At 46.4% G+C, this 17,816-nt stretch carries 18 protein-coding genes and 1 pseudogene; 13 read left to right on the top strand and 6 right to left on the bottom strand.

Annotated features, from left to right (window positions below; all coding sequences use genetic code 11):
• Nucleotides 1-84: 84 nt before the first annotated feature.
• The 5 genes from MKX98_RS18480 to MKX98_RS18460 all read left to right on the top strand — a co-directional run bounded on the left by MKX98_RS18480 (nucleotide 85) and on the right by MKX98_RS18460 (nucleotide 3,237).
• A complete protein-coding gene (locus MKX98_RS18480) occupies nucleotides 85-492 on the top strand; it encodes a MarR family transcriptional regulator (protein WP_339217674.1) in 408 nt (135 codons plus the stop codon).
• A gap of 90 nt (nucleotides 493-582) precedes the next feature.
• Nucleotides 583-996 (top strand): nuclear transport factor 2 family protein, encoded by a 414-nt coding sequence (locus tag MKX98_RS18475; protein WP_220684981.1) that lies wholly within the window; start codon nucleotides 583-585, stop codon nucleotides 994-996.
• Nucleotides 997-1,227: 231 nt separating this feature from the next.
• Entirely contained in the window at nucleotides 1,228-1,656 is a 429-nt protein-coding gene (locus MKX98_RS18470) for a disulfide oxidoreductase (protein ID WP_339217671.1), read from the top strand.
• Nucleotides 1,657-1,833: 177 nt separating this feature from the next.
• Complete coding sequence (locus tag MKX98_RS18465) at nucleotides 1,834-2,457, top strand: flavin reductase family protein (RefSeq protein ID WP_339217670.1); 624 nt, start codon at nucleotides 1,834-1,836, stop codon at nucleotides 2,455-2,457.
• 93 nt (nucleotides 2,458-2,550) lie between these two features.
• Nucleotides 2,551-3,237: a sulfite exporter TauE/SafE family protein gene (locus MKX98_RS18460; protein ID WP_339217668.1), complete on the top strand. Its 687-nt coding sequence runs from the start codon at nucleotides 2,551-2,553 to the stop codon at nucleotides 3,235-3,237.
• 6 nt (nucleotides 3,238-3,243) lie between these two features.
• Here MKX98_RS18460 and MKX98_RS18455 read toward each other — a convergent pair whose 3' ends face one another.
• Nucleotides 3,244-3,651 carry a FixH family protein gene (locus MKX98_RS18455; RefSeq protein ID WP_339217666.1) on the bottom strand — a complete coding sequence of 136 codons (408 nt, stop codon included), beginning with the start codon at nucleotides 3,649-3,651 and terminating at the stop codon, nucleotides 3,244-3,246.
• A 487-nt stretch (nucleotides 3,652-4,138) separates the two neighbouring features.
• Here MKX98_RS18455 and MKX98_RS18450 point away from each other — a divergent pair, with 487 nt between their 5' ends.
• The 7 genes and pseudogenes from MKX98_RS18450 (at nucleotide 4,139) to MKX98_RS18420 (ending at nucleotide 11,773) form a co-directional block, all read left to right on the top strand.
• A complete protein-coding gene (locus MKX98_RS18450; RefSeq protein ID WP_194543050.1) occupies nucleotides 4,139-4,510 on the top strand; it encodes an iron chaperone in 372 nt (123 codons plus the stop codon).
• Between the two features lie 259 nt (nucleotides 4,511-4,769).
• Nucleotides 4,770-5,546: a TerC family protein gene (locus MKX98_RS18445; protein WP_220684985.1), complete on the top strand. Its 777-nt coding sequence runs from the start codon at nucleotides 4,770-4,772 to the stop codon at nucleotides 5,544-5,546.
• Between the two features lie 240 nt (nucleotides 5,547-5,786).
• Complete coding sequence (locus MKX98_RS18440) at nucleotides 5,787-8,042, top strand: excinuclease ABC subunit UvrA (protein WP_339217663.1); 2,256 nt, start codon at nucleotides 5,787-5,789, stop codon at nucleotides 8,040-8,042.
• A 44-nt stretch (nucleotides 8,043-8,086) separates the two neighbouring features.
• Nucleotides 8,087-8,584, top strand: coding sequence for a DinB family protein (locus MKX98_RS18435; RefSeq protein WP_339217662.1), 498 nt, complete (start codon nucleotides 8,087-8,089; stop codon nucleotides 8,582-8,584).
• A 191-nt stretch (nucleotides 8,585-8,775) separates the two neighbouring features.
• A pseudogene (locus tag MKX98_RS18430) lies at nucleotides 8,776-9,138 on the top strand (SRPBCC domain-containing protein); the annotation flags it as partial.
• 240 nt (nucleotides 9,139-9,378) lie between these two features.
• Nucleotides 9,379-10,629 (top strand): MFS transporter, encoded by a 1,251-nt coding sequence (locus MKX98_RS18425; RefSeq protein WP_071220814.1) that lies wholly within the window; start codon nucleotides 9,379-9,381, stop codon nucleotides 10,627-10,629.
• Nucleotides 10,630-10,894: 265 nt separating this feature from the next.
• Nucleotides 10,895-11,773 carry an ADP-ribosylglycohydrolase family protein gene (locus MKX98_RS18420; RefSeq protein ID WP_339217659.1) on the top strand — a complete coding sequence of 293 codons (879 nt, stop codon included), beginning with the start codon at nucleotides 10,895-10,897 and terminating at the stop codon, nucleotides 11,771-11,773.
• Here MKX98_RS18420 and MKX98_RS18415 read toward each other — a convergent pair.
• Nucleotides 11,768-12,157, bottom strand: coding sequence for a hypothetical protein (locus MKX98_RS18415; protein ID WP_194543044.1), 390 nt, complete (start codon nucleotides 12,155-12,157; stop codon nucleotides 11,768-11,770). The genes MKX98_RS18420 and MKX98_RS18415 overlap by 6 nt on opposite strands.
• Before the next feature lie 176 nt (nucleotides 12,158-12,333).
• Between MKX98_RS18415 and MKX98_RS18410 the strand changes: the two genes are divergently transcribed.
• Nucleotides 12,334-12,696 carry a DUF4181 domain-containing protein gene (locus tag MKX98_RS18410; protein WP_220684991.1) on the top strand — a complete coding sequence of 121 codons (363 nt, stop codon included), beginning with the start codon at nucleotides 12,334-12,336 and terminating at the stop codon, nucleotides 12,694-12,696.
• 138 nt (nucleotides 12,697-12,834) lie between these two features.
• Here MKX98_RS18410 and MKX98_RS18405 read toward each other — a convergent pair whose 3' ends face one another.
• The 4 genes from MKX98_RS18405 to MKX98_RS18390 are packed head-to-tail and all read right to left on the bottom strand — an operon-like array spanning nucleotide 12,835 to nucleotide 17,436.
• The gene (locus MKX98_RS18405) at nucleotides 12,835-13,230 is read right to left on the bottom strand and encodes a hypothetical protein (protein ID WP_220684992.1); all 396 of its coding nucleotides are present in this window, start codon (nucleotides 13,228-13,230) and stop codon (nucleotides 12,835-12,837) included.
• The gene (locus MKX98_RS18400; protein ID WP_339217654.1) at nucleotides 13,203-14,621 is read right to left on the bottom strand and encodes a HAMP domain-containing sensor histidine kinase; all 1,419 of its coding nucleotides are present in this window, start codon (nucleotides 14,619-14,621) and stop codon (nucleotides 13,203-13,205) included. The genes MKX98_RS18405 and MKX98_RS18400 overlap by 28 nt, the downstream gene beginning before the upstream one ends.
• A complete protein-coding gene (locus tag MKX98_RS18395; protein ID WP_194543040.1) occupies nucleotides 14,618-15,289 on the bottom strand; it encodes a response regulator transcription factor in 672 nt (223 codons plus the stop codon). Before MKX98_RS18395 ends, MKX98_RS18400 begins: the two co-directional genes overlap by 4 nt.
• A gap of 23 nt (nucleotides 15,290-15,312) precedes the next feature.
• The gene (locus MKX98_RS18390; protein ID WP_339217652.1) at nucleotides 15,313-17,436 is read right to left on the bottom strand and encodes an MMPL family transporter; all 2,124 of its coding nucleotides are present in this window, start codon (nucleotides 17,434-17,436) and stop codon (nucleotides 15,313-15,315) included.
• Nucleotides 17,437-17,816: the final 380 nt, after the last annotated feature.

Genomic DNA, 17,816 nt, shown 5'->3' with positions numbered 1-17,816 from the left:
AGCTTAGTTTCTTGACATATTTTTGTTAACCGGTAAACTATAATTGTTGAATGGTTAACAATATTCTCAAAGGAGGTGACTCCCATGACCTCAAATAAACGTAAAGAAGCGATTGAAGCTGTCCAACATTTCATTATGAATAGAGAGAAAAGTTTAAGGGCTCGGAACACGTCGATTGAGAGTGCTGTTGGTTCAGATTCAGTAAAAAACTGGTCCATGACGCAACTTCACATCTTATCTTTAGTAAAGCGTCACCCATGTCAATTAAATAATACGTCTTTAGCAACGGAATTAAATTTATCAAAATCCGCTATAACCAAAGCCATAAATACATTGATTCAACACGATTTAGTCGTGACTGCAAAGAAAACGGACAATCTTAAAGAAATTTATTATGAGGCTACAGATCAAGGGAAGCAGTTGGCTGCAGAGCACGATAAGCTGCATCAGCACGCTGAAGAGAAGTACTACGGAACTGTTCAGTCATTTTAATGATAACGAAATCGATGTGATTATTCGCTTTCTTAATACGTGGCTGCTGATGACTTCGGAATCCAAATAACTCTGTAGGAGATGACCAAAATGAACAAGCAGGAAGCTATTCGTTTTATATCGCAAATGTATAACGACATTATAGTTAATTTTGATTTTGTTAAAATACCCGATTATTTTCATAACCAATACTATCAAGTGACTGATGGCAAAAAGATAAACTTGGAAGCATTTAAGGATCATCTAACTGCATTAAAAGCTACAGTAGACAAAATTACCGTTTCTCCATTTTACGATACCCTCTATGACGAAGAGCTTCAAACTTTGACATTGCGATACACCGTAGATGTTACCAAGAAAAGCGGAACCCGGGGATTAATTGAGCTTATCGCGATTTTTGAAATAAAAAACGGCAAGATTGTTCGTTGTAATGAAATCTCGCATGCCCTTCATCATGTTAACGAGTTTAAGGAACTTGCAAGCATTTCTTCTCCAGTTGTTTAATCTTGGTGTCCTGGAGTGCAATTAACACTGTCGGTATTATTACCGGCAGTCTTTATGACTCATGATCTAAGGAGTGGATAAGGATATTGAAAGTTGAAAGGAACGTGTTTTATGAATCTATAGCCCGAAGGAGCCATTTTCATTTATAGATAATTAAGAGAAAATGAGAAAACATATGACCAAATCTCGTATGATGGCTAGAACAAAAATAGAAGGGAGGTCGTTTGAACAATGAATAAAACGGGAGTATGGCTGTTTTTTGCATGGACTGTATCAGCTGTGGCAACTAGCGGAAGTTTGTTTCTTAGTGAAGTATGGCATTTTACGCCATGCGTCTTATGTTGGTACCAAAGGATCTTCATGTATCCATTAGTCATTGTCTTGGGAATCGCGGCATATCGGCAAAAGACGCACATTGTCCCATACATCCTACCCCTTGTCATCATTGGCGCAGGCATATCTACATATCATAGTATCATTCAAAAACTCCCCAAAGAGTCAGATATTGCCGCATGCGGGCCGGTGTCCTGCTTGAATGACTATTTGAATTGGTTCGGTTGGTTGACCATTCCGATGCTGGCATTTGCCGCATTCGTGCTCATCGCCGTGGCTCTATTGCTGGCCCTCCGCTCGCAGAAGCAACATACAAACCAGCGATGAAAGCTGCTCTTATTATATGACCTGTAACAGCCGTCCTTAGGGTCGGCTGTTTTCAATCAACAATGAATGGTAGGGATCCAGTTTTTATATCTTGCGGTCTTATTCCATAACCCTATGCTCCAATAACGAGCTTGTGATACATTACATAAAAATCATGTCGAGGAGATGGAATCTGATATGCATAAAGTCATACATCCAAAAATTCATTATTTCGGGACTTCGGTCGTGTTGATAAGTACCATCAACGAAGATGGCACACCCAACCTGGCTCCGATGTCCTCAGCCTGGTGGCTCAATCAATCATGCATGCTTGGTATGAGCAGCAAGTCTCAGACTGTTCAAAATATCATTCGTGAAGGGGAGTGCGTGCTTAATCTCCCGTCGACTGACTTGATTCCCGCAGTTGAGCGTCTGACCCTGTTAACAGGTCGCAACCCGGTCCCTGAGTCGAAAGCAGCAAGGGGGTATCAGTTTGAGGCGAATAAATTCGGTGTCGCAGGGTTAACACCACTTCCGTCCCAGCTCGTTCAAGCGCCGCGTGTGAAAGAATGCCCTGTCCATCTGGAAGCCAGTTTTGTTAAGCTCCATCCTTTTGAAGAACCAAGCTCACTTGTTGCTATCGAAGTGCGCATCGATAAAGTGCATGTCGAGGCAGATCTTCTTATGGATGCCCATTCAAACTATGTTGATCCTTCGAAATGGAATCCGATGATTATGAATTTTTGCGAATATTTCGGTCTAAGCGAGCAATTGTCCTCATCAAAATTAGCGCCGGTATTCGGACCTGATTCAGTAGAATAGCTATTCTTAATATTCGTGCACCTTCATACAATGAATGGATGTGCGATCCTATGAAGAACGGCATATTGTCCGGCCGGGAAGGGGGTTGAGAACATGGACTGGACGGGGAGCGGATTACTGTTAGTAGCTCTGACAGGCTTGATGGGGGCGCCGCATTGCCTGGTGATGTGCGGAGGGATCGTTTCTTCTTTGGCCCTTCGAACCAGCAGATCTCCGCTTGCTTCTACGTTAGCCTACAACGCTGGCAGAGTGACAACGTACACGGTGATCGGAGGCTTTATGGGGATGGTGGGCTCCTTCCTGGATGTGGCTGGCAGCTTTGTTGGCTTTCAAGGCGCGGCCAGCGTCATTGGAGGTCTGCTCATTCTGCTGTGGACATTTCGTCGGTACACACTGCCCATTTATAACGCGCATCTGCCGAGACATTCTTTGTTGCATCTGAAATTGGAACGGCTTGGTCAGAGGTATGAGTTGTTTGCGACTTTTCTAACGGGCCTCCTGCTCGGTTTTCTTCCATGCGGTTTGACCTATGCGATGCATATGAATGCAGCGGCATCCGGATCTGGTCTGGAAGGCCTCTTGATCATGCTGGTATTTGGACTTTCGACTTTTCCCATTCTACTCCTAACGGCGCTGTCCGCCGGCAGTTTAACGAAAAAGTGGCGCAGAGGAATGCGTAAACTCGGCGGATTTCTGGCCTTTTTAATGGGGGTGCTTTCCATTTTAAAAGGAATTAGCGCTAACGGATGGATCCCGGGAATTCACCCATGGTTATGGTAAGCAGGGCTAGCGAACGTTGAACAACGTCCTCACCGTGACATTTTGATCCTCCCAACGAAGGACCGCTTCCGCTTCCCAAAGTCCTTGCATAACAGGTACGGCCGTTGCGCTGTATACACCCGGCTTTGATTCGACAATCTCGGCGGGGAACACACCACAAAACATATCGGGCATCTTGAGGTTTAGTTTAATATCGGCATTAGCAATGGGCTTCTTAGGCAGCTCGGTAATGAAAACCTGGAAGGACGTTTCTTTCATGGGTTCTGCGACAGATTGAACGGTTTGTATTTCCATGCGAAGCTGCCCATCAGTATACAGGTTTTCTACTTTGGAACGATCATGAACCTGCTGGTAAAGAATCATAGCCGCGATTATAAAGAGCAACAACAAAGCCATGCCCCATCTTGTCTTCATGATATCCCTTCTTTCGCCTGAAAACATGAGTATTCTCTCATAGGTATGTAAAAAAAGGTCAGAACATGCACATATGGATGACAAGAAATACCGGGCCGGACCCTCTACAACTTTCTAAGGATTTAGGAACTTCCCTGTGAAATGGCTGCGGAGGTTTTTTTGTGCCAAATGAACTTTTATCTTATTGCACCATTAAGTTTCCCGTAGGCTCCGCTTTTGATGCCAACCAGGGGCGTTTAATTACAATGTGGATAAAATGGACATGATAACAAAGGTGAATCGCAATATGGGGTCATTTTCTATTTGAATACAAAAGCGTAGTAACCAAGACATATCATTATATATTGAAAAAAAACTTAATGGGGGAAATAAAAAACTCTCTTGCATAAGAAAATCCTCTTGTATTAGAATTGTGTGGGGATCGTATATGTTGAGAATATATAGTTGCTTCTCCGATCGACATCATTTTCATATTAGGAGGAACAACATGGAAGTCTTTGCAGAATATTTAGCACATATTGATAACCCTGAACATCGTGAACGTACGGAAGAGGTTTTGGCTTGGGTAACTAAAAAATTTCCGGAATTAATGCCGAAAATGGCGTGGAACCAGCCTATGTTTACCGACCACGGTACATTTATCATTGGCTTTAGCATTGCCAAACAACATTTGGCTGTTGCACCCGAAAGAGTAGTGATTCAGCATTTTTCTGATGAAATTGTACAGGCTGGCTATGATCACACCAAAGAGTTAGTACGTATCCGGTGGGAAAGACCGGTTGACTTCTCATTACTTGAGAAAATGATCGAGTTTAATATTATGGATAAAGCTGACTGTACAACTTTTTGGCGAAAATAGCAAAAAAAGAATGTATAGGAAAATCCCCTTTGAAAAGGGGATTTTTGATGCTGGCTTCGGGAAGTCGCCAAGCTGACCGTGGGTCTGAAAATTTGGCCTGAAATGAATGAAACGAGACGTTACTTGACAACGTAATAACGAAAGGAAGTCATGGAACAATCAAAACTGGGGAAAAACCTCTGCTCTTTAAAGTGGAGATTAGATGTTTTCAGCCAGAAGTTTAACCATGAACATCGCACATAAGAGAGGGGAAGTACTGTTGGAGTCAATTTGGCTAGAGTATGCATGGGCATTACTAATTCTTATTGGATTGGAAGGTTTACTATCGGCGGATAATGCCCTTGTGTTGGCAGTTATCGCGAAGCACTTACCGGAGGACCAGAAGAAGAAAGCGATCAATTACGGGATCATTATGGCTTTTGTTTTTCGCTTCGCGGCTTTATTTGCGATATCGTTTATTGCGAACGTCTGGCAAATACAGGCGATTGGAGCTGCTTATCTTCTGTACCTCGGATTAAAGCACATCATCAAAGCACGTTTCGGTAAGGAAAATAAAAATATTCGCGAGGACATAAAGAAAGATGCTGCCGGTAAAGGCTTCTGGCCAACGGTAAGCAAAATTGCGATTGCGGATCTGGCCTTTGCGATTGATTCCATTCTTGCTGCTGTGGCTTTGGCACTGGGTCTCCCGGATTCACCGCTTCCTGATTTCGGTGGTATGGACGGAGGAAAATTCTTGGTTGTTGTGCTTGGCGGAATCGCCGGGCTTATTCTGATCAAATTTGCAGCCACATGGTTTGTTAAGCTGCTTGCTCAACGGCCAGCGCTGGAGACCACGGCTTATGCAATCGTGGCATGGGTCGGTGTCAAGCTCGCTGTGATTACCTTAGCCCATGAAGATATTGGGGTGTTAGATCACCATTTCCCACATAGCACAGTCTGGACCATAATCTTCTATGGTGTCTTGGTGGCGATAGCCCTTCTCGGTTGGTTTGCACCTGGTAAAAGCAAACAATCACAGACCGAGCAACTATAGTTCCGTCTTTCGATCATAGTTGACAGATGGCCTTCCCTTAAGGGAGGGCCATTTTTGCATGCCTGTCTAAAATTCAATATGAGCAAAATTATGGATTGACATGACACGAAGTAGTTTCCTATAATCATTATGTCACTAAATGGTGTCCAATTAGTATATGCTTATACATACCACACTTCAGCCCACTCTTCATATTACAAAACAGGTTGCGTTTGAACCCAGATCGGAAGGATGTTAGCCATGAGCGAATCGAATCAGGAATATATCGTAATCTCGGCTGCGAGGGAAAACAATCTCAAGAACGTATCCTTGCGTATTCCCAAGCGGAAGATCACGATATTCACCGGGGTATCCGGATCCGGCAAGTCATCGATCGTCTTCGATACGATTGCCGCAGAATCCACGCGTTTGCTGAATGAGAACTTCAGTATGTTCGTGCGTAACTTTCTTCCTCGTTATCCGCAGCCAGATGCGGACGCGATCGAGAATCTGAGCATGGCTGTAATCGTTGATCAGAAGCGGCTAGGCGGCGGTTCCCATTCCACGATGGGCACGATTACCGATATTTCTCCCATTCTCCGTCTTCTCTTTTCCCGAGTGGGACAGCCTTATGTCGGACAAGCGAACATGTTCTCGTTTAACGATCCGCAAGGCATGTGTCCCGAATGTAACGGGATTGGCCGGAAACTAGGCGTCGATATGAGCAAGGCGCTGGATATGTCAAAGTCGCTCAACGAAGGGGCTATTATGCTGCCGGACTATTCGGTGAACGGCTGGGAGTGGAACATGATCGTGCAGACCGGGGACTTTGATCTCGATAAGAAGCTGAACGACTATTCGGATGATGAACTGGATCAGCTGCTGTACGCCAAGGCAAGGAAAGTAAAGATGGACTTCGCCGGCAAGGCAACGAATATTACAGTAGAAGGCGTCATTGAGAAGTTCACGAACAAATACATCAAGCAGGATGTGAAGACGAAGTCCGAGCGCACACAAAAAGCTGTTGCACCCTACATTTCAGAGGGCCCGTGTTCCAGCTGCCGCGGTGCCAGACTAAGTCTGGCAGCCCTTAGCTGCAGGATCAATGGACTCAACATTGCGGAAATGTCCTCCATGGAGGTTGGTCAGCTCATTCGAGTTATCCGGGAGATTGACAACGCGGTCGCAGCGCCGATGGTGAAGTCACTAACGGAGCGGCTGCAGCATCTGGTGGATATCGGGCTTGACTACCTGACGCTGGATCGCGAAACGGACACTTTGTCCGGCGGCGAGTCGCAGCGCGTCAAGATGGTGAAGCACCTGAGCGGCAGTCTGGTAGATGTCACCTACATCTTCGATGAGCCCAGCGTGGGCCTACACCCCCGTGATGTACACCGGTTAAATGAATTGCTTCAGAAACTGCGCGACAAGGGCAATACCGTGATTGTTGTCGAGCATGATCCCGATGTGATCAAGGTGGCGGATCATATCGTAGACGTAGGACCTCACGCCGGCAGCCGCGGTGGGACGATCGTATATGAAGGAAGCTTCGAAGGCTTATTGGAGGCAGGCACGCTGACAGGCACTCATATGAAGCGGCCGCTTCAGCTGAAACAAGATTGCAGGCAACCCGCCGGCAAGCTATCTATCCAGGATGCCACACTTCACAACCTTCAGAACGTGAGTTTAGATATTCCAACCGGCGTACTGACCGTCGTTACTGGAGTTGCAGGCTCTGGCAAGAGTACGCTGATTAACGAAGTATTCCTCAGCCACCATCCGGATGCGATTGTCATTGACCAATCGGCGGTAGGCGTGTCAACACGCTCGAATCCTGCAACCTATACGGGCATAATGGACGATGTTCGCAAAGCGTTTGCTTCTGCAAACAAGGTCAATCAAGGTTTGTTCAGCTTCAACTCCAAAGGGGCTTGCGATAACTGTCAAGGGCTGGGTGTAGTGTATACAGATCTTGCATTCCTCGAGAACGTGAAGCTGCCATGCGAAGTATGCGGAGGCAGACGGTTTAAGGAAGAGGTGCTCGAGTACAAATTAAACGGCAAATCCATTGCAGAAGTGCTGGAGATGACGGTGGAGCAGGCATTGGAATTTTTTGAACTAAAAGAGGTTGTGCGCAAGCTGCAAGCAATGAGTGATGTAGGGCTGAACTATATTACACTCGGCCAGCCGCTCAGTACGCTCTCAGGCGGGGAATGCCAGCGGATCAAGCTGGCAAGCGAGCTGCATAAGAAGGGGAGCATCTACGTGATGGATGAGCCGACGACGGGCCTACATATGTCAGATATCGGTGACCTGCTTGGGATCATGAACCGTCTCGTGGATGCAGGCAATACGGTGATCGTCATCGAGCATAACCTCGACGTGATCAGTCAAGCGGATTGGATTATCGATATGGGACCGGACGGGGGGAGCCGGGGTGGCCAAGTGGTATTCGAGGGCACACCTTCGAAGATCATCCATGCGGAGCAGTCGATCACGGGAAGATATTTGATGTAATCTTAACCCACTTGTGTCTGCCATATAAGAAGGAGAGGGAAACTATGACGAAACCATTAATTATCGGAGATGCCGAACATGAATTGGCTCAAACGCGCCGAATCCTGGAGTGTTTACCCGAGGAGCATATGACCTGGAAGCCCCACGTAAAATCAATGACATTAGGCGGGCTCGCCACGCATCTGATCAACCTGCTGAACTGGCAAGTCGCGATTCTTCTATACCCGGAATTCGATCTTTCATCCGTGCCGATTCGGCGGGAAGCTTTGGAAAGACGCGAAGACGTGCTGGAGGAATTTGACGCGAACGTTATACAGATTAATAAGCTGTTAGCCGAATGCGACGAGAAATCGCTCGCCGAGGAATGGACCTTGCGGAACGGCGACCATATTCTCCAGCGTCAACCGCGTGCAATCGCGCTTCGCACTTTCGGCTTAAGTCACATGGTTCACCACCGGGCGCAGCTCGGAGTTTATCTACGGCTGCTTGATGTTCCGGTGCCGGGCATGTACGGTCCCTCAGCCGATGAGGAAGGCAAGTGAAGTAAGGAAAGTCGCAGGACATGGTCAGAGGATGAGGACATATACGAAGTCGCGGAAATCGCGACTTTTTTTGTCAGCCGATATGGACAAGAAAAAATATTCCGAAATCGGGCGTTATCGTATGCGACGATTGGGTTATAGAAGTGAGCAATCTGAAAGAAATCCATGAATGAATAACCTGCTATGATCGAAAACAGGAGCACTTGTCGAAGTGGTGGGGGCCTCAAGGTTTTACGATGACTACTCAGCAGTTTGATATGAAACCGGGTGGTACATGGGAGTTTATTATGCACGGTCCTGATGGCGTTGATTTTCCCAACACCAACGTGTTTGTTGAGGTCGTTAAACCCGAGCGAATCGTTATCAAACATGCCGTGTTTCCGCATTTTCTGGCGTCAGTAAGCGTTGAGGAACTGGAAGGTAAGACACATTTGACGTATCAAACCGTTTTTGAGGAAACGGTCGCTGTATTCGATAAGGTGAAAACCTATGCCGTTCAAGGTGCCGAACAGACCATGGACCGTCTTGAGGAACATCTGGCAAGTATGTCTTGACACTAACGGCAAACGCTGGTTCCGAGCCCGATTTAATCAGTATGCAAAAGCTGCTATTGGCGGCTTTTTGGTTAAATGAAATGGTACTTTACGTCGTGAGTAGATTCGAATATTGAATATGTAAATTCAGTCTTAAGGAGGAGGTCAACGATGATGGAGTCCGTATAATAAGGATTGGAAAGGAGAGACATACCACGACTCAAGCTGGCATTTTTATAGACAAATTGGAGGTTGAAAAGATTGAATAGGCACGACACAAGCACTAATGCACCAAGCCTTCTTCGCAATCGGTTCCTGCAGACGATTTTATTATCAAGCGTGCTTCTGCAGATCGGAATCTGGGTACGTAATTTTGCTATCCTCCTGTATGTAGCGGATAGAACCAATAATGATCCATACGCTATTTCGCTAATCAGCGTAGCAGAATTTGCCCCGATATTTGTTTTTTCGTTCATCGGAGGTACATTTGCGGACCGATGGAAGCCAAAGCGAACGATGATCTGGTGCGATTTATTATCCGCGGTATCGGTATTCGTAGTGCTTCTGACCATCCATTACGGTTCATGGCAATCCGTCTACCTTGTCGCATTCATCTCAGCTATTCTATCGCAGTTCTCTCAACCTTCAAGTATGCGATTGTTTAAGTATCACGTGTCTGAAGAACAACTGCAGCAAGGGATGGCTTTGTTCCAATCGCTGATGGCCATCTTCATGGTCCTTGGCCCTATGCTTGGTACATTTGTTTACAGCACGTTCGGCCTTGAAACATCGATCGCTGTAATGGGCGTAGTTTTTCTGTTATCCGCGCTCGTCCTGATTCGCCTGCCGGAGGATGATATGAAATCTCAAACAGCCGCCGTAAAAGGGCAATTCCGTAAAGATTTCGTTGAAGGCTTCCGCTATGTTTGGCAAAGTCAAGTGCTGCGCATGCTCGGGCTTGCGTTTATTCTCGCCGGCCTCGCTGTTGGCGTAGCCCAAGCGCTCAACCTGTTTATCGTAACGGAGCGGCTGGGCAGGAGCGAGGAGTTCCTGCAATATCTGCTAATGGTGAATGGCGCTGCTATGCTCATCGGGGGCGGGATCGTGGCCGTCTTCGCGAAGCGGGTTCCGCCGCAGGTTCTTCTTGCCATAGGCATGCTGGCAGGCGCGGTCTGTACAACCATAGTGGGGTATTCGACTAGTGTTCCGGTCACGCTGACCGTTCAATTTCTAAATGGGCTTGTTTTCCCTTGCATTCATATCGGGATCAGCACCATGATCCTGAAATGGTCGCATGCTTCCATAGTCGGTCGGGTGAATGGGGTTCTGAATCCGATGTTTGTTGGGATGATGGTCATTTCCATGTCTTTCGCTGGCGCGTTAAAAGACGCCTTTTCGCTGAGTACGATCTATAGCGGAGCAGGATTACTGTTTCTTCTTGGCTCACTCGTCATGGTGCCGATCATGAACCAAAAAGCGCCGGAACATGTACTTACTGCACAAGAGACATAATCTCGCACGATCGATAAGGTTATGTGAAGAAGAGCCGGCTAAAAAAACAGTCGGTTCTCCCTCATTCCCAGGGGGGGAACTTCCAGCACAATTACCTTTACGAATCGGGATGGTTAGAGCATATGGGCAGCCGAAGTCGCGAAAATCGCGGCTTTTTTAATTTACCGATGCCCCATTTCTTTATATTTAGAAGATGACCACTGTCCATTTTGTTATAATTAACTTAATGGATTTCTTATTTAATGAACAGATACGAGGTGGTTGTATGGACAATATATTATATAACCGAATCAAAGGCGGCCTGTATGGAGTGGCTGTAGGCGATGCGCTTGGCGGAACGACGGAGTTTATGAGCGTGCAGGAGATTAAGGAGAAGCACGGCTATTTGACGGAGATCATCGGCGGCGGGGTGTGGCAGCTGGAACCGGGCGAAGTGACCGACGATACGATGATGACGCTGTGCGTGGCAGAAGGAATTCACGAAAATCCAGGGGAGCCAATGGAGGCGATCGGGCGTTTCTTCATGGAATGGTACCAATCGAGGCCCAAAGACATCGGGAATATCATCCGTCAAGTTTTTCAAAAGTATGAGGGAGACTGGTTCGAAGCGGCCTTTGTGGCGCACATGGATATGGGGCAAAGCGGCGGGAATGGCTCCCTCATGCGATGCCTGCCTGCAGCACTTGCCTACAAGGACCCGGCGGACATTGACCGAGTGACCGTCATGCAGTCACGGATGACGCATTATGATCCAAGGTGTGCCGAAGTCTGCGTCATGTACAACCGAATGGCACAGCGCCTTTTGCAGGGTGAACATTTAAGAGCAGCCATCATGGCCGAGGTGGTGGGTAGCGATTACGAAGGCATCATTGAAGCACAGCCGGACTGCCCGGCAAGCGGTTATGTGGTCCATACCTTCCGGTGGGTACTGCATATTTTGCTCCATACGTCGGATTTTGCAGGAGTCGTTCAAAAGGCGGCAAATCTAGGAGATGATTCGGATACGATCGGAGCTATTGCCGGTGGATTGGCAGGTATCTATTATGGGTATGAAGGAATTCCTGTCCGATATGCAGAGGCGATCCTCATCAAAGATAGACTCGACCGGATCATTTCGCAACTGTATGCATTGAAAACTTTATGATAAAGAGATCATGAAACACAATATAAACGCAATGCTCGATAATGGTGTCATTACATATTTTTCTTTTGTACTTCTGGATATTAGATTTGCTATCGTATTTATGCCAAGAAATACAGTAATTACCCAAACTAAAATATTCGTAGGCAGAACATTAAAGATATTTATGACGTTAGTATGCTGCAAAAAAACAACTCCCATAACGAGAAGAATAATAGCGTTTATAGCACTTACAACACGTAATTTGTAGGGCAGCACTTTATAATATCCACCCATTGCAAATTCGCCTAAAGGCAAACCAAGCGCGAGCAACACCTGAAAAACGGCGATAGAAATAAACATAAAAGTGACAATAATGGATAATATGTAGAGCATACTCTCTTCCATACATTTCTCCTCTTAATTGGTAGTTTATTTTTAAGAATATTATATTCCTCTTACTATCCTGCAATGCCAAAAGTTATACTTTGTGTCCAGGTGCTTCGGTTAAACCCGTTGCAACCACCTTTACGGGAATACCAGCTGTTGCACGGCCGCTAACTTTGGAAAGGGGTGACTTAAGCATGCTCTTACTCAGTCTCATTTTATATTCGATCGTATTCGTCTCCGGTTACTTATGGATCAAAAAAAAGCTCAAGGTATCCAACGATTCAAATCAGCTGCTCTATAAGCATATCAATCGATTTCATCTGATTGGGGAGTTGATCATCATAGCTTTGTCCCTAACCGCCCTTTACTTCATGAGGATTGTTTGGGAGTGGAGATCGTCGGCTTATCAGGACGTTATACTTGTGGTAGCTGTTCTACACGCTTTCCGTTCCGTTGTTGAAAGACGCTATAAGAAAGATTCCAAACAGCACATCCTCAGTGCTTATGCAAGTGTTAGCGGTCTGCTCCTTTTCCTTGGCATTGAGATGTTTGCGTAACAACACAAGAAGCACTATTCCTATAGAAATCTATAATTCAATCCTTGATGATTCATAAAATTGACGCAGCATCCACTAATGAAAAACAGCCAATCCTTCGCTTGGAGAGGGATTGGCTGTTTTCTATTTAGAAGAAGCTTATTGTTGTTCTTTTTCCGTAAAAAATGTAATGATGGCAAATAACAGAAAGGCAAGCAGCAGGAGCGAACCGCCCACAATAAACAAGACCAAAACCAAACTGTCGTCCAGCTGAAAAGGATTCAAATTGTACATCCACATTCCGAACGTTAAGCCGAAGGACCCCAGGATCGCCAGCCAGCCGTGGACAGCAACCAGTTTCTTATATCTTACTTTGTATGCCTTGTAGAAGATTCCCCAAGCAAATACCGACAACCAGCCGACCAGTAAAATGTGGGCGTGGATCGGACGAAGGGAGTAGTCCATCTCGCCAGACATTTTGGAACCAAGATAGGTTCCAAAAATGCCGAACAGCGCTGCATATCGAATTAACCGTAAACTCCATTTTTGTTCCATGATTCATCATGTCCTTCCATTAGAAAAATAACGGTGAAGGTCGTACCCTTCGCAAGCTCGCTCTCGAGCGTTATGGTTCCGTTTAATAGTGTGATGATTTCTTTAACAATGGACAGGCCAAGGCCTGTCCCGTCTTTCTTGCGGGTTGCATCCACCCGGTAGAAGCGCTCGAACACTTGCTTGGCTGATGCCTCCGACAGACCGACACCGGTGTCCTCGAATGTGAGGATGATCTTGTTTCCGGCGGTGGTGCAGGAAATGAAGATATGGCCGTTCGGTTGGTTGTACTTAATGGCGTTCGTTATCAAGTTATCCCACACGATCGCCAGCAGCTCGCGATCGGAGTACAACACGGCTTTATCTAATTTGTACGAGATGGTCAGGTTCCGGTCCTGCAGACTCCATTGATGTTTTTTGATGGATTCCTTGATTTGCAGATCCAGTCGGAGAGGGCTCTTTTTCACCGGGTAACCGGATTGATCCAGGGACGTAATCAGCAGAAGCTGCTTGGTCAGATTCGATAATCGTCTAGCTTCATCGCTCACGATACCCGCATACTGCAGCCGCGTCTTCTCATCCAGATTCGGAAGAAGGAGCAGGTCTCCATACCCTTGAATATTCATTAATGGAGATTGAAAATCATGAGACACGTTGCTGATGAAGGACTTCCGGGCGACGTCATTATGCTGCAGCTGCTGCTGCATACGCAGGAAGTTCTCAGCCAACTGGCCCAGCTCATCCTTACGATGGATATCCAGCGAATACGTAAAATCTTCGTTGGTGATCGCTTTCGTCGCTTCGGACAGCTCCGAGATGGGGTGAATTAGCCGTTTGGTCATTTTGATTACACCCAATAGGCTCACGATGGCGACAGCTACGATAAATCCCGCCAGCATCATATGGATATCGGAAAATAGGATTTTGCTGGCCGGTTTGACGAATAGAGCATAAGTCTGATTTCCGATTTGAAGGGGGAGCCCGACGGTGTTTCTAATATCATTGGAGAAATGCCCCATCATCCAGAGCTGATCCCATATGCCGTCTTTCCCCATATACGGCGTGCCGCTTAACACCTGGTCCATGGTGTGGTCAGGCAGCCTTCTATGCTCAAAAGGCTCACCGAAAAAATACGCCTCCCCTGAACGGTTAGCCAAATATATCTGGTATCCTAGTTGTCCGACGGACTCAAGGAAGGGGTGCACGGTATGGCTTGATACATGCATTTCCTCGAGAACGTGGACGATTTGTTCGGCAACCTCCATGTTTTGCTGCGTGATTTCTTCTTTGGTAAATATCACGTAGACAACGTTTGCCAGAATAAATCCGATAAAAATGCTGATCCCTAGAATGAGCAGTGTTGTGGATATAAACTCCCGATATAATGTTTTCATTCGGCCGCCTCTAATTTATAACCAATGCCCCTGATGGTCTGGATCTCGATCGAAGCGTTGTAACGTTTGAGACGGTCGCGAATCCGGTTCATATGCGTATTCAATGTCATCTCGTTGCCTTGATAATCCTCGCCCCATGCCTGTTCGATAAGAACGGACCGGGGAGTGACTTTGTTGGCCCGTACTGCCAGCATAGTCAGCAGCTCAAACTCTTTTAGAGGAAAGAGAATGGTTTCATCCTTGATGATCACTTCAAAATCGTTCCGGTTGATCTTCACATTGCCGACCTTCAAAACACTTTCCATTGCGCGGCCATAGCGGCGAAGAACAACGGCAACCCGAAACAGCAGCTCCTTTGGCTCAAAAGGCTTCACAAGATAATCCTCGGAGCCTGATTTGAACCCCTGTTCCTTGTCGGATAATTGTCCCTTGGCGGTCAGCAGGATGACAGGAATGTCGAGCTCTTTCGTTAGTATTCTAGTCAGGGAGAAGCCATCCATCCCGGGCATCATGACATCCACGATGGCCAGGTTTACCTCCGACTCTTCCAGAAGCTCCAGCGCGTGCTTCCCGTTATGAGCTTGTAAAACCGTATAGCCTTCCCGCGTCAAATGGATGGTCACAAGCTGCAGGATATCGTAATCATCGTCTACGACTAAAATTTTCACGGAAGACTCCTCCATACCTTACATTATGCCTGGGATGAGAGCTTTCTAGGATCCTTATCTTTTTCGAAAAATAGAATTAAGGATGGAAGCAGAATGCCTCTTACCAGGAATGTATCTAATAAAATACCAATCGCAACCATAAAACCGAACACGAAGAGATCGGCAATCGGCATGGTGGTCAATGCGGCAAAGGTTGCCGCCAAGATCACGCCTGCCGAGGAAATGACGCCACCCGTATTGCGGATGGCCACTTCAAGAGCTTCCTTGATCTTTAATGTTTTTCTCTCTTCGAGGAAGCGGGATATAAGAATAATATTATAATCGATCCCCAGCGCCACCAAGAATATAAACGCATAGACAGGAACTCGCGTACTGATGGATTCGTACCCGAACAGCATATCGATCAGGAAGATGCCCAGGCCAAGGGCTGACACGTAAGATATGAGGATGGTGGCCATCATATACATCGACATTTTTAACGAACGAGTCAAGGCAACCAGCAGCACGAGAATCAGAGCCGTTTCCAGCATGATGACTTTGATAATGTCACCGTTGTTTACGGTCCGTTCATCGACTAGTTTGGCTGTCACGCCGCCGTAGTAAACATCGCCCCGAAGAGACAACTCGTTAAGAAGGGCGTCAGTCTGGCCCTGAAGCTTTTCAATAAAATCGATAGCTTCGGTGGAATAAGGATTCATCGTCAAGGCAACGCTGAGTTTTGCCGCCTTGGAATCTTCCGTGATGCCGGCCAAGCGGACGGAGTCGATTTCTTCGTAATTCTCCAGCTTTTTCAGGAAATGATCGATCTGCTCGTCGGATAGCGCGTTCTCGGATTCCAGAAGAAGCGTCGAGGGTGCAAGCTCGCCTTTGTTATATTTAGATTCCACGATCTCATAACCTACACGCGAAGGCAAGTTTTCGGGGAATTTTTTGACGGTGTCGAATTCATAATTCAGGTTGAATACGTTCAAGGCGGTCACGATCATGAAGACAGCCACGATTCCACCGGTGAGCAGCGGCTTGTTCACCACGAATTTGGCTACTGGCCCCCAGAAACCGTGTTTGATTTCATTGTTCTGACCGAATTGAGGAACCTTAGGCCAGAACGCTTTTCTCCCAAACAGGGTGAACAGGGCTGGGACAAGGGTGACGGAAGCGAGCATAATAATAAGCATGGCCAAACCGAATACCGGCGCAAAATTTTGATAATCACGGAAATCCATGAAGAACAGAACGAGCATCGCGGCGAGCACGGTGCCGCCTGCAAAAAACACAGGTTCCCCGGTAGCTCGCATGGCAAACTGCATTGCAGTATATTTGCTTTCATGTTTATTCAATTCCTCGCGGTATCGCGAGAACACAAACAGTGAGTAGTCGATGACGGCGGCAAACAGCAGGATGCTCATGATGGAGGTGGTCGAGTTGTTAATTTCGAGTCCGGCTGAGCCCATCAAGGCTACGGATTGGTTGACGACCTGATATACGATAGCCGTCGCAAGTAGAGGAATGAAGGCAAGCAGCGGTGAACGGTAAATAACGATCAATAATACAAGAATGATGACAATGGTGGCAAGTAGCAGAACAAAATCCGCCTGCTCGAAGAGCTTGATCGTATCGCCGGCTATCCCGGCTGGACCTGTAATATAGAAGTCTGTACTCAGACCCCTGGCAATCTCGTTGCCAAGTCTGGAGGTTTCGTCATTGATTTCCGAATATTCGCTGCTGCCAAGACCGGCTTCCAGGCTCATGGGAACGATGATGGTAGAGTTATCCTCCGAAGTAAAACCCTTCAGGGCTTGAGGCGGCAGGGTGCCGATATCGACTATGGATTTGACTCCCTGAATCTTGGCGGATAGGACTCCATTCAAAATATGCTTTACTTCATCCAGGTTTACGTTTCCTGATGCATTATGAAAAACCAGGATTCCTGGCGTTCCCTGCTCATTCGGAAATGTGTTCTCCAATTTGTTCTCGGCTATGATGGACTGTGCTTCATCTGGAAGTGACTGGAAGTTGGTGGCTTTGTAATCGCCAAGCGTGGGACCCGCGCTTAAACCGACCATAACGATCAGCCAGACCAGAATCGTAATCCACATCCCTTTTTTGGTTGAGACCCAATCGGTAATGGGACTTAATAGCTTCCTCAAAGGTTGTTTCCCCCTCTTTAATTTGTCGCACTTACTCTAGCACAGCTAAATAAATTTAATATAAACTCGAAAGTCCGGCCATTCGAGCGGCAGCAAAACAACCAAGTTTAATAACATGGAAAAGGTAGGGTAATTGCAAAATATTAGGCATGCCATTATTGATCATCATGGTAAGAAATGATCCTTTATACGAAGAGAATCAGATGTTGATAAAGAATATCAATTGTGGCGATTTACGAGTTGAACAAGATTGACTTAACATATAATGGGAAACTCAGATAATACGAAACTCAGATCTAACCACCATAAACATAAAAACGAAGACAAATGTAAGCGCTTTAGTTATCTTAATACATAAGTGATTTTCTATAGAAAATAAG

It is taken from the genome of Paenibacillus sp. FSL W7-1332 (genome assembly GCF_037969785.1).
Taxonomy (GTDB): Bacteria; Bacillota; Bacilli; order Paenibacillales; family Paenibacillaceae; genus Paenibacillus_AQ.
The sequence above is the reverse complement of the archived record's forward strand: the minus strand, read 5'-3'. Positions and strand labels throughout refer to the sequence as shown.

Coding starts and splice junctions, on each gene's coding strand:
- MKX98_RS18480 (WP_339217674.1), top strand. CDS start 85: ATGACCTCAAATAAACGTAAAGAAGCGATTGAAGCTGTCCAACATTTC.
- MKX98_RS18475 (WP_220684981.1), top strand. CDS start 583: ATGAACAAGCAGGAAGCTATTCGTTTTATATCGCAAATGTATAACGAC.
- MKX98_RS18470 (WP_339217671.1), top strand. CDS start 1,228: ATGAATAAAACGGGAGTATGGCTGTTTTTTGCATGGACTGTATCAGCT.
- MKX98_RS18465 (WP_339217670.1), top strand. CDS start 1,834: ATGCATAAAGTCATACATCCAAAAATTCATTATTTCGGGACTTCGGTC.
- MKX98_RS18460 (WP_339217668.1), top strand. CDS start 2,551: ATGGACTGGACGGGGAGCGGATTACTGTTAGTAGCTCTGACAGGCTTG.
- MKX98_RS18455 (WP_339217666.1), bottom strand. CDS start 3,651: ATGAAGACAAGATGGGGCATGGCTTTGTTGTTGCTCTTTATAATCGCG.
- MKX98_RS18450 (WP_194543050.1), top strand. CDS start 4,139: ATGGAAGTCTTTGCAGAATATTTAGCACATATTGATAACCCTGAACAT.
- MKX98_RS18440 (WP_339217663.1), top strand. CDS start 5,787: ATGAGCGAATCGAATCAGGAATATATCGTAATCTCGGCTGCGAGGGAA.
- MKX98_RS18435 (WP_339217662.1), top strand. CDS start 8,087: ATGACGAAACCATTAATTATCGGAGATGCCGAACATGAATTGGCTCAA.
- MKX98_RS18420 (WP_339217659.1), top strand. CDS start 10,895: ATGGACAATATATTATATAACCGAATCAAAGGCGGCCTGTATGGAGTG.
- MKX98_RS18415 (WP_194543044.1), bottom strand. CDS start 12,157: ATGGAAGAGAGTATGCTCTACATATTATCCATTATTGTCACTTTTATG.
- MKX98_RS18410 (WP_220684991.1), top strand. CDS start 12,334: ATGCTCTTACTCAGTCTCATTTTATATTCGATCGTATTCGTCTCCGGT.
- MKX98_RS18405 (WP_220684992.1), bottom strand. CDS start 13,230: ATGGAACAAAAATGGAGTTTACGGTTAATTCGATATGCAGCGCTGTTC.
- MKX98_RS18400 (WP_339217654.1), bottom strand. CDS start 14,621: ATGAAAACATTATATCGGGAGTTTATATCCACAACACTGCTCATTCTA.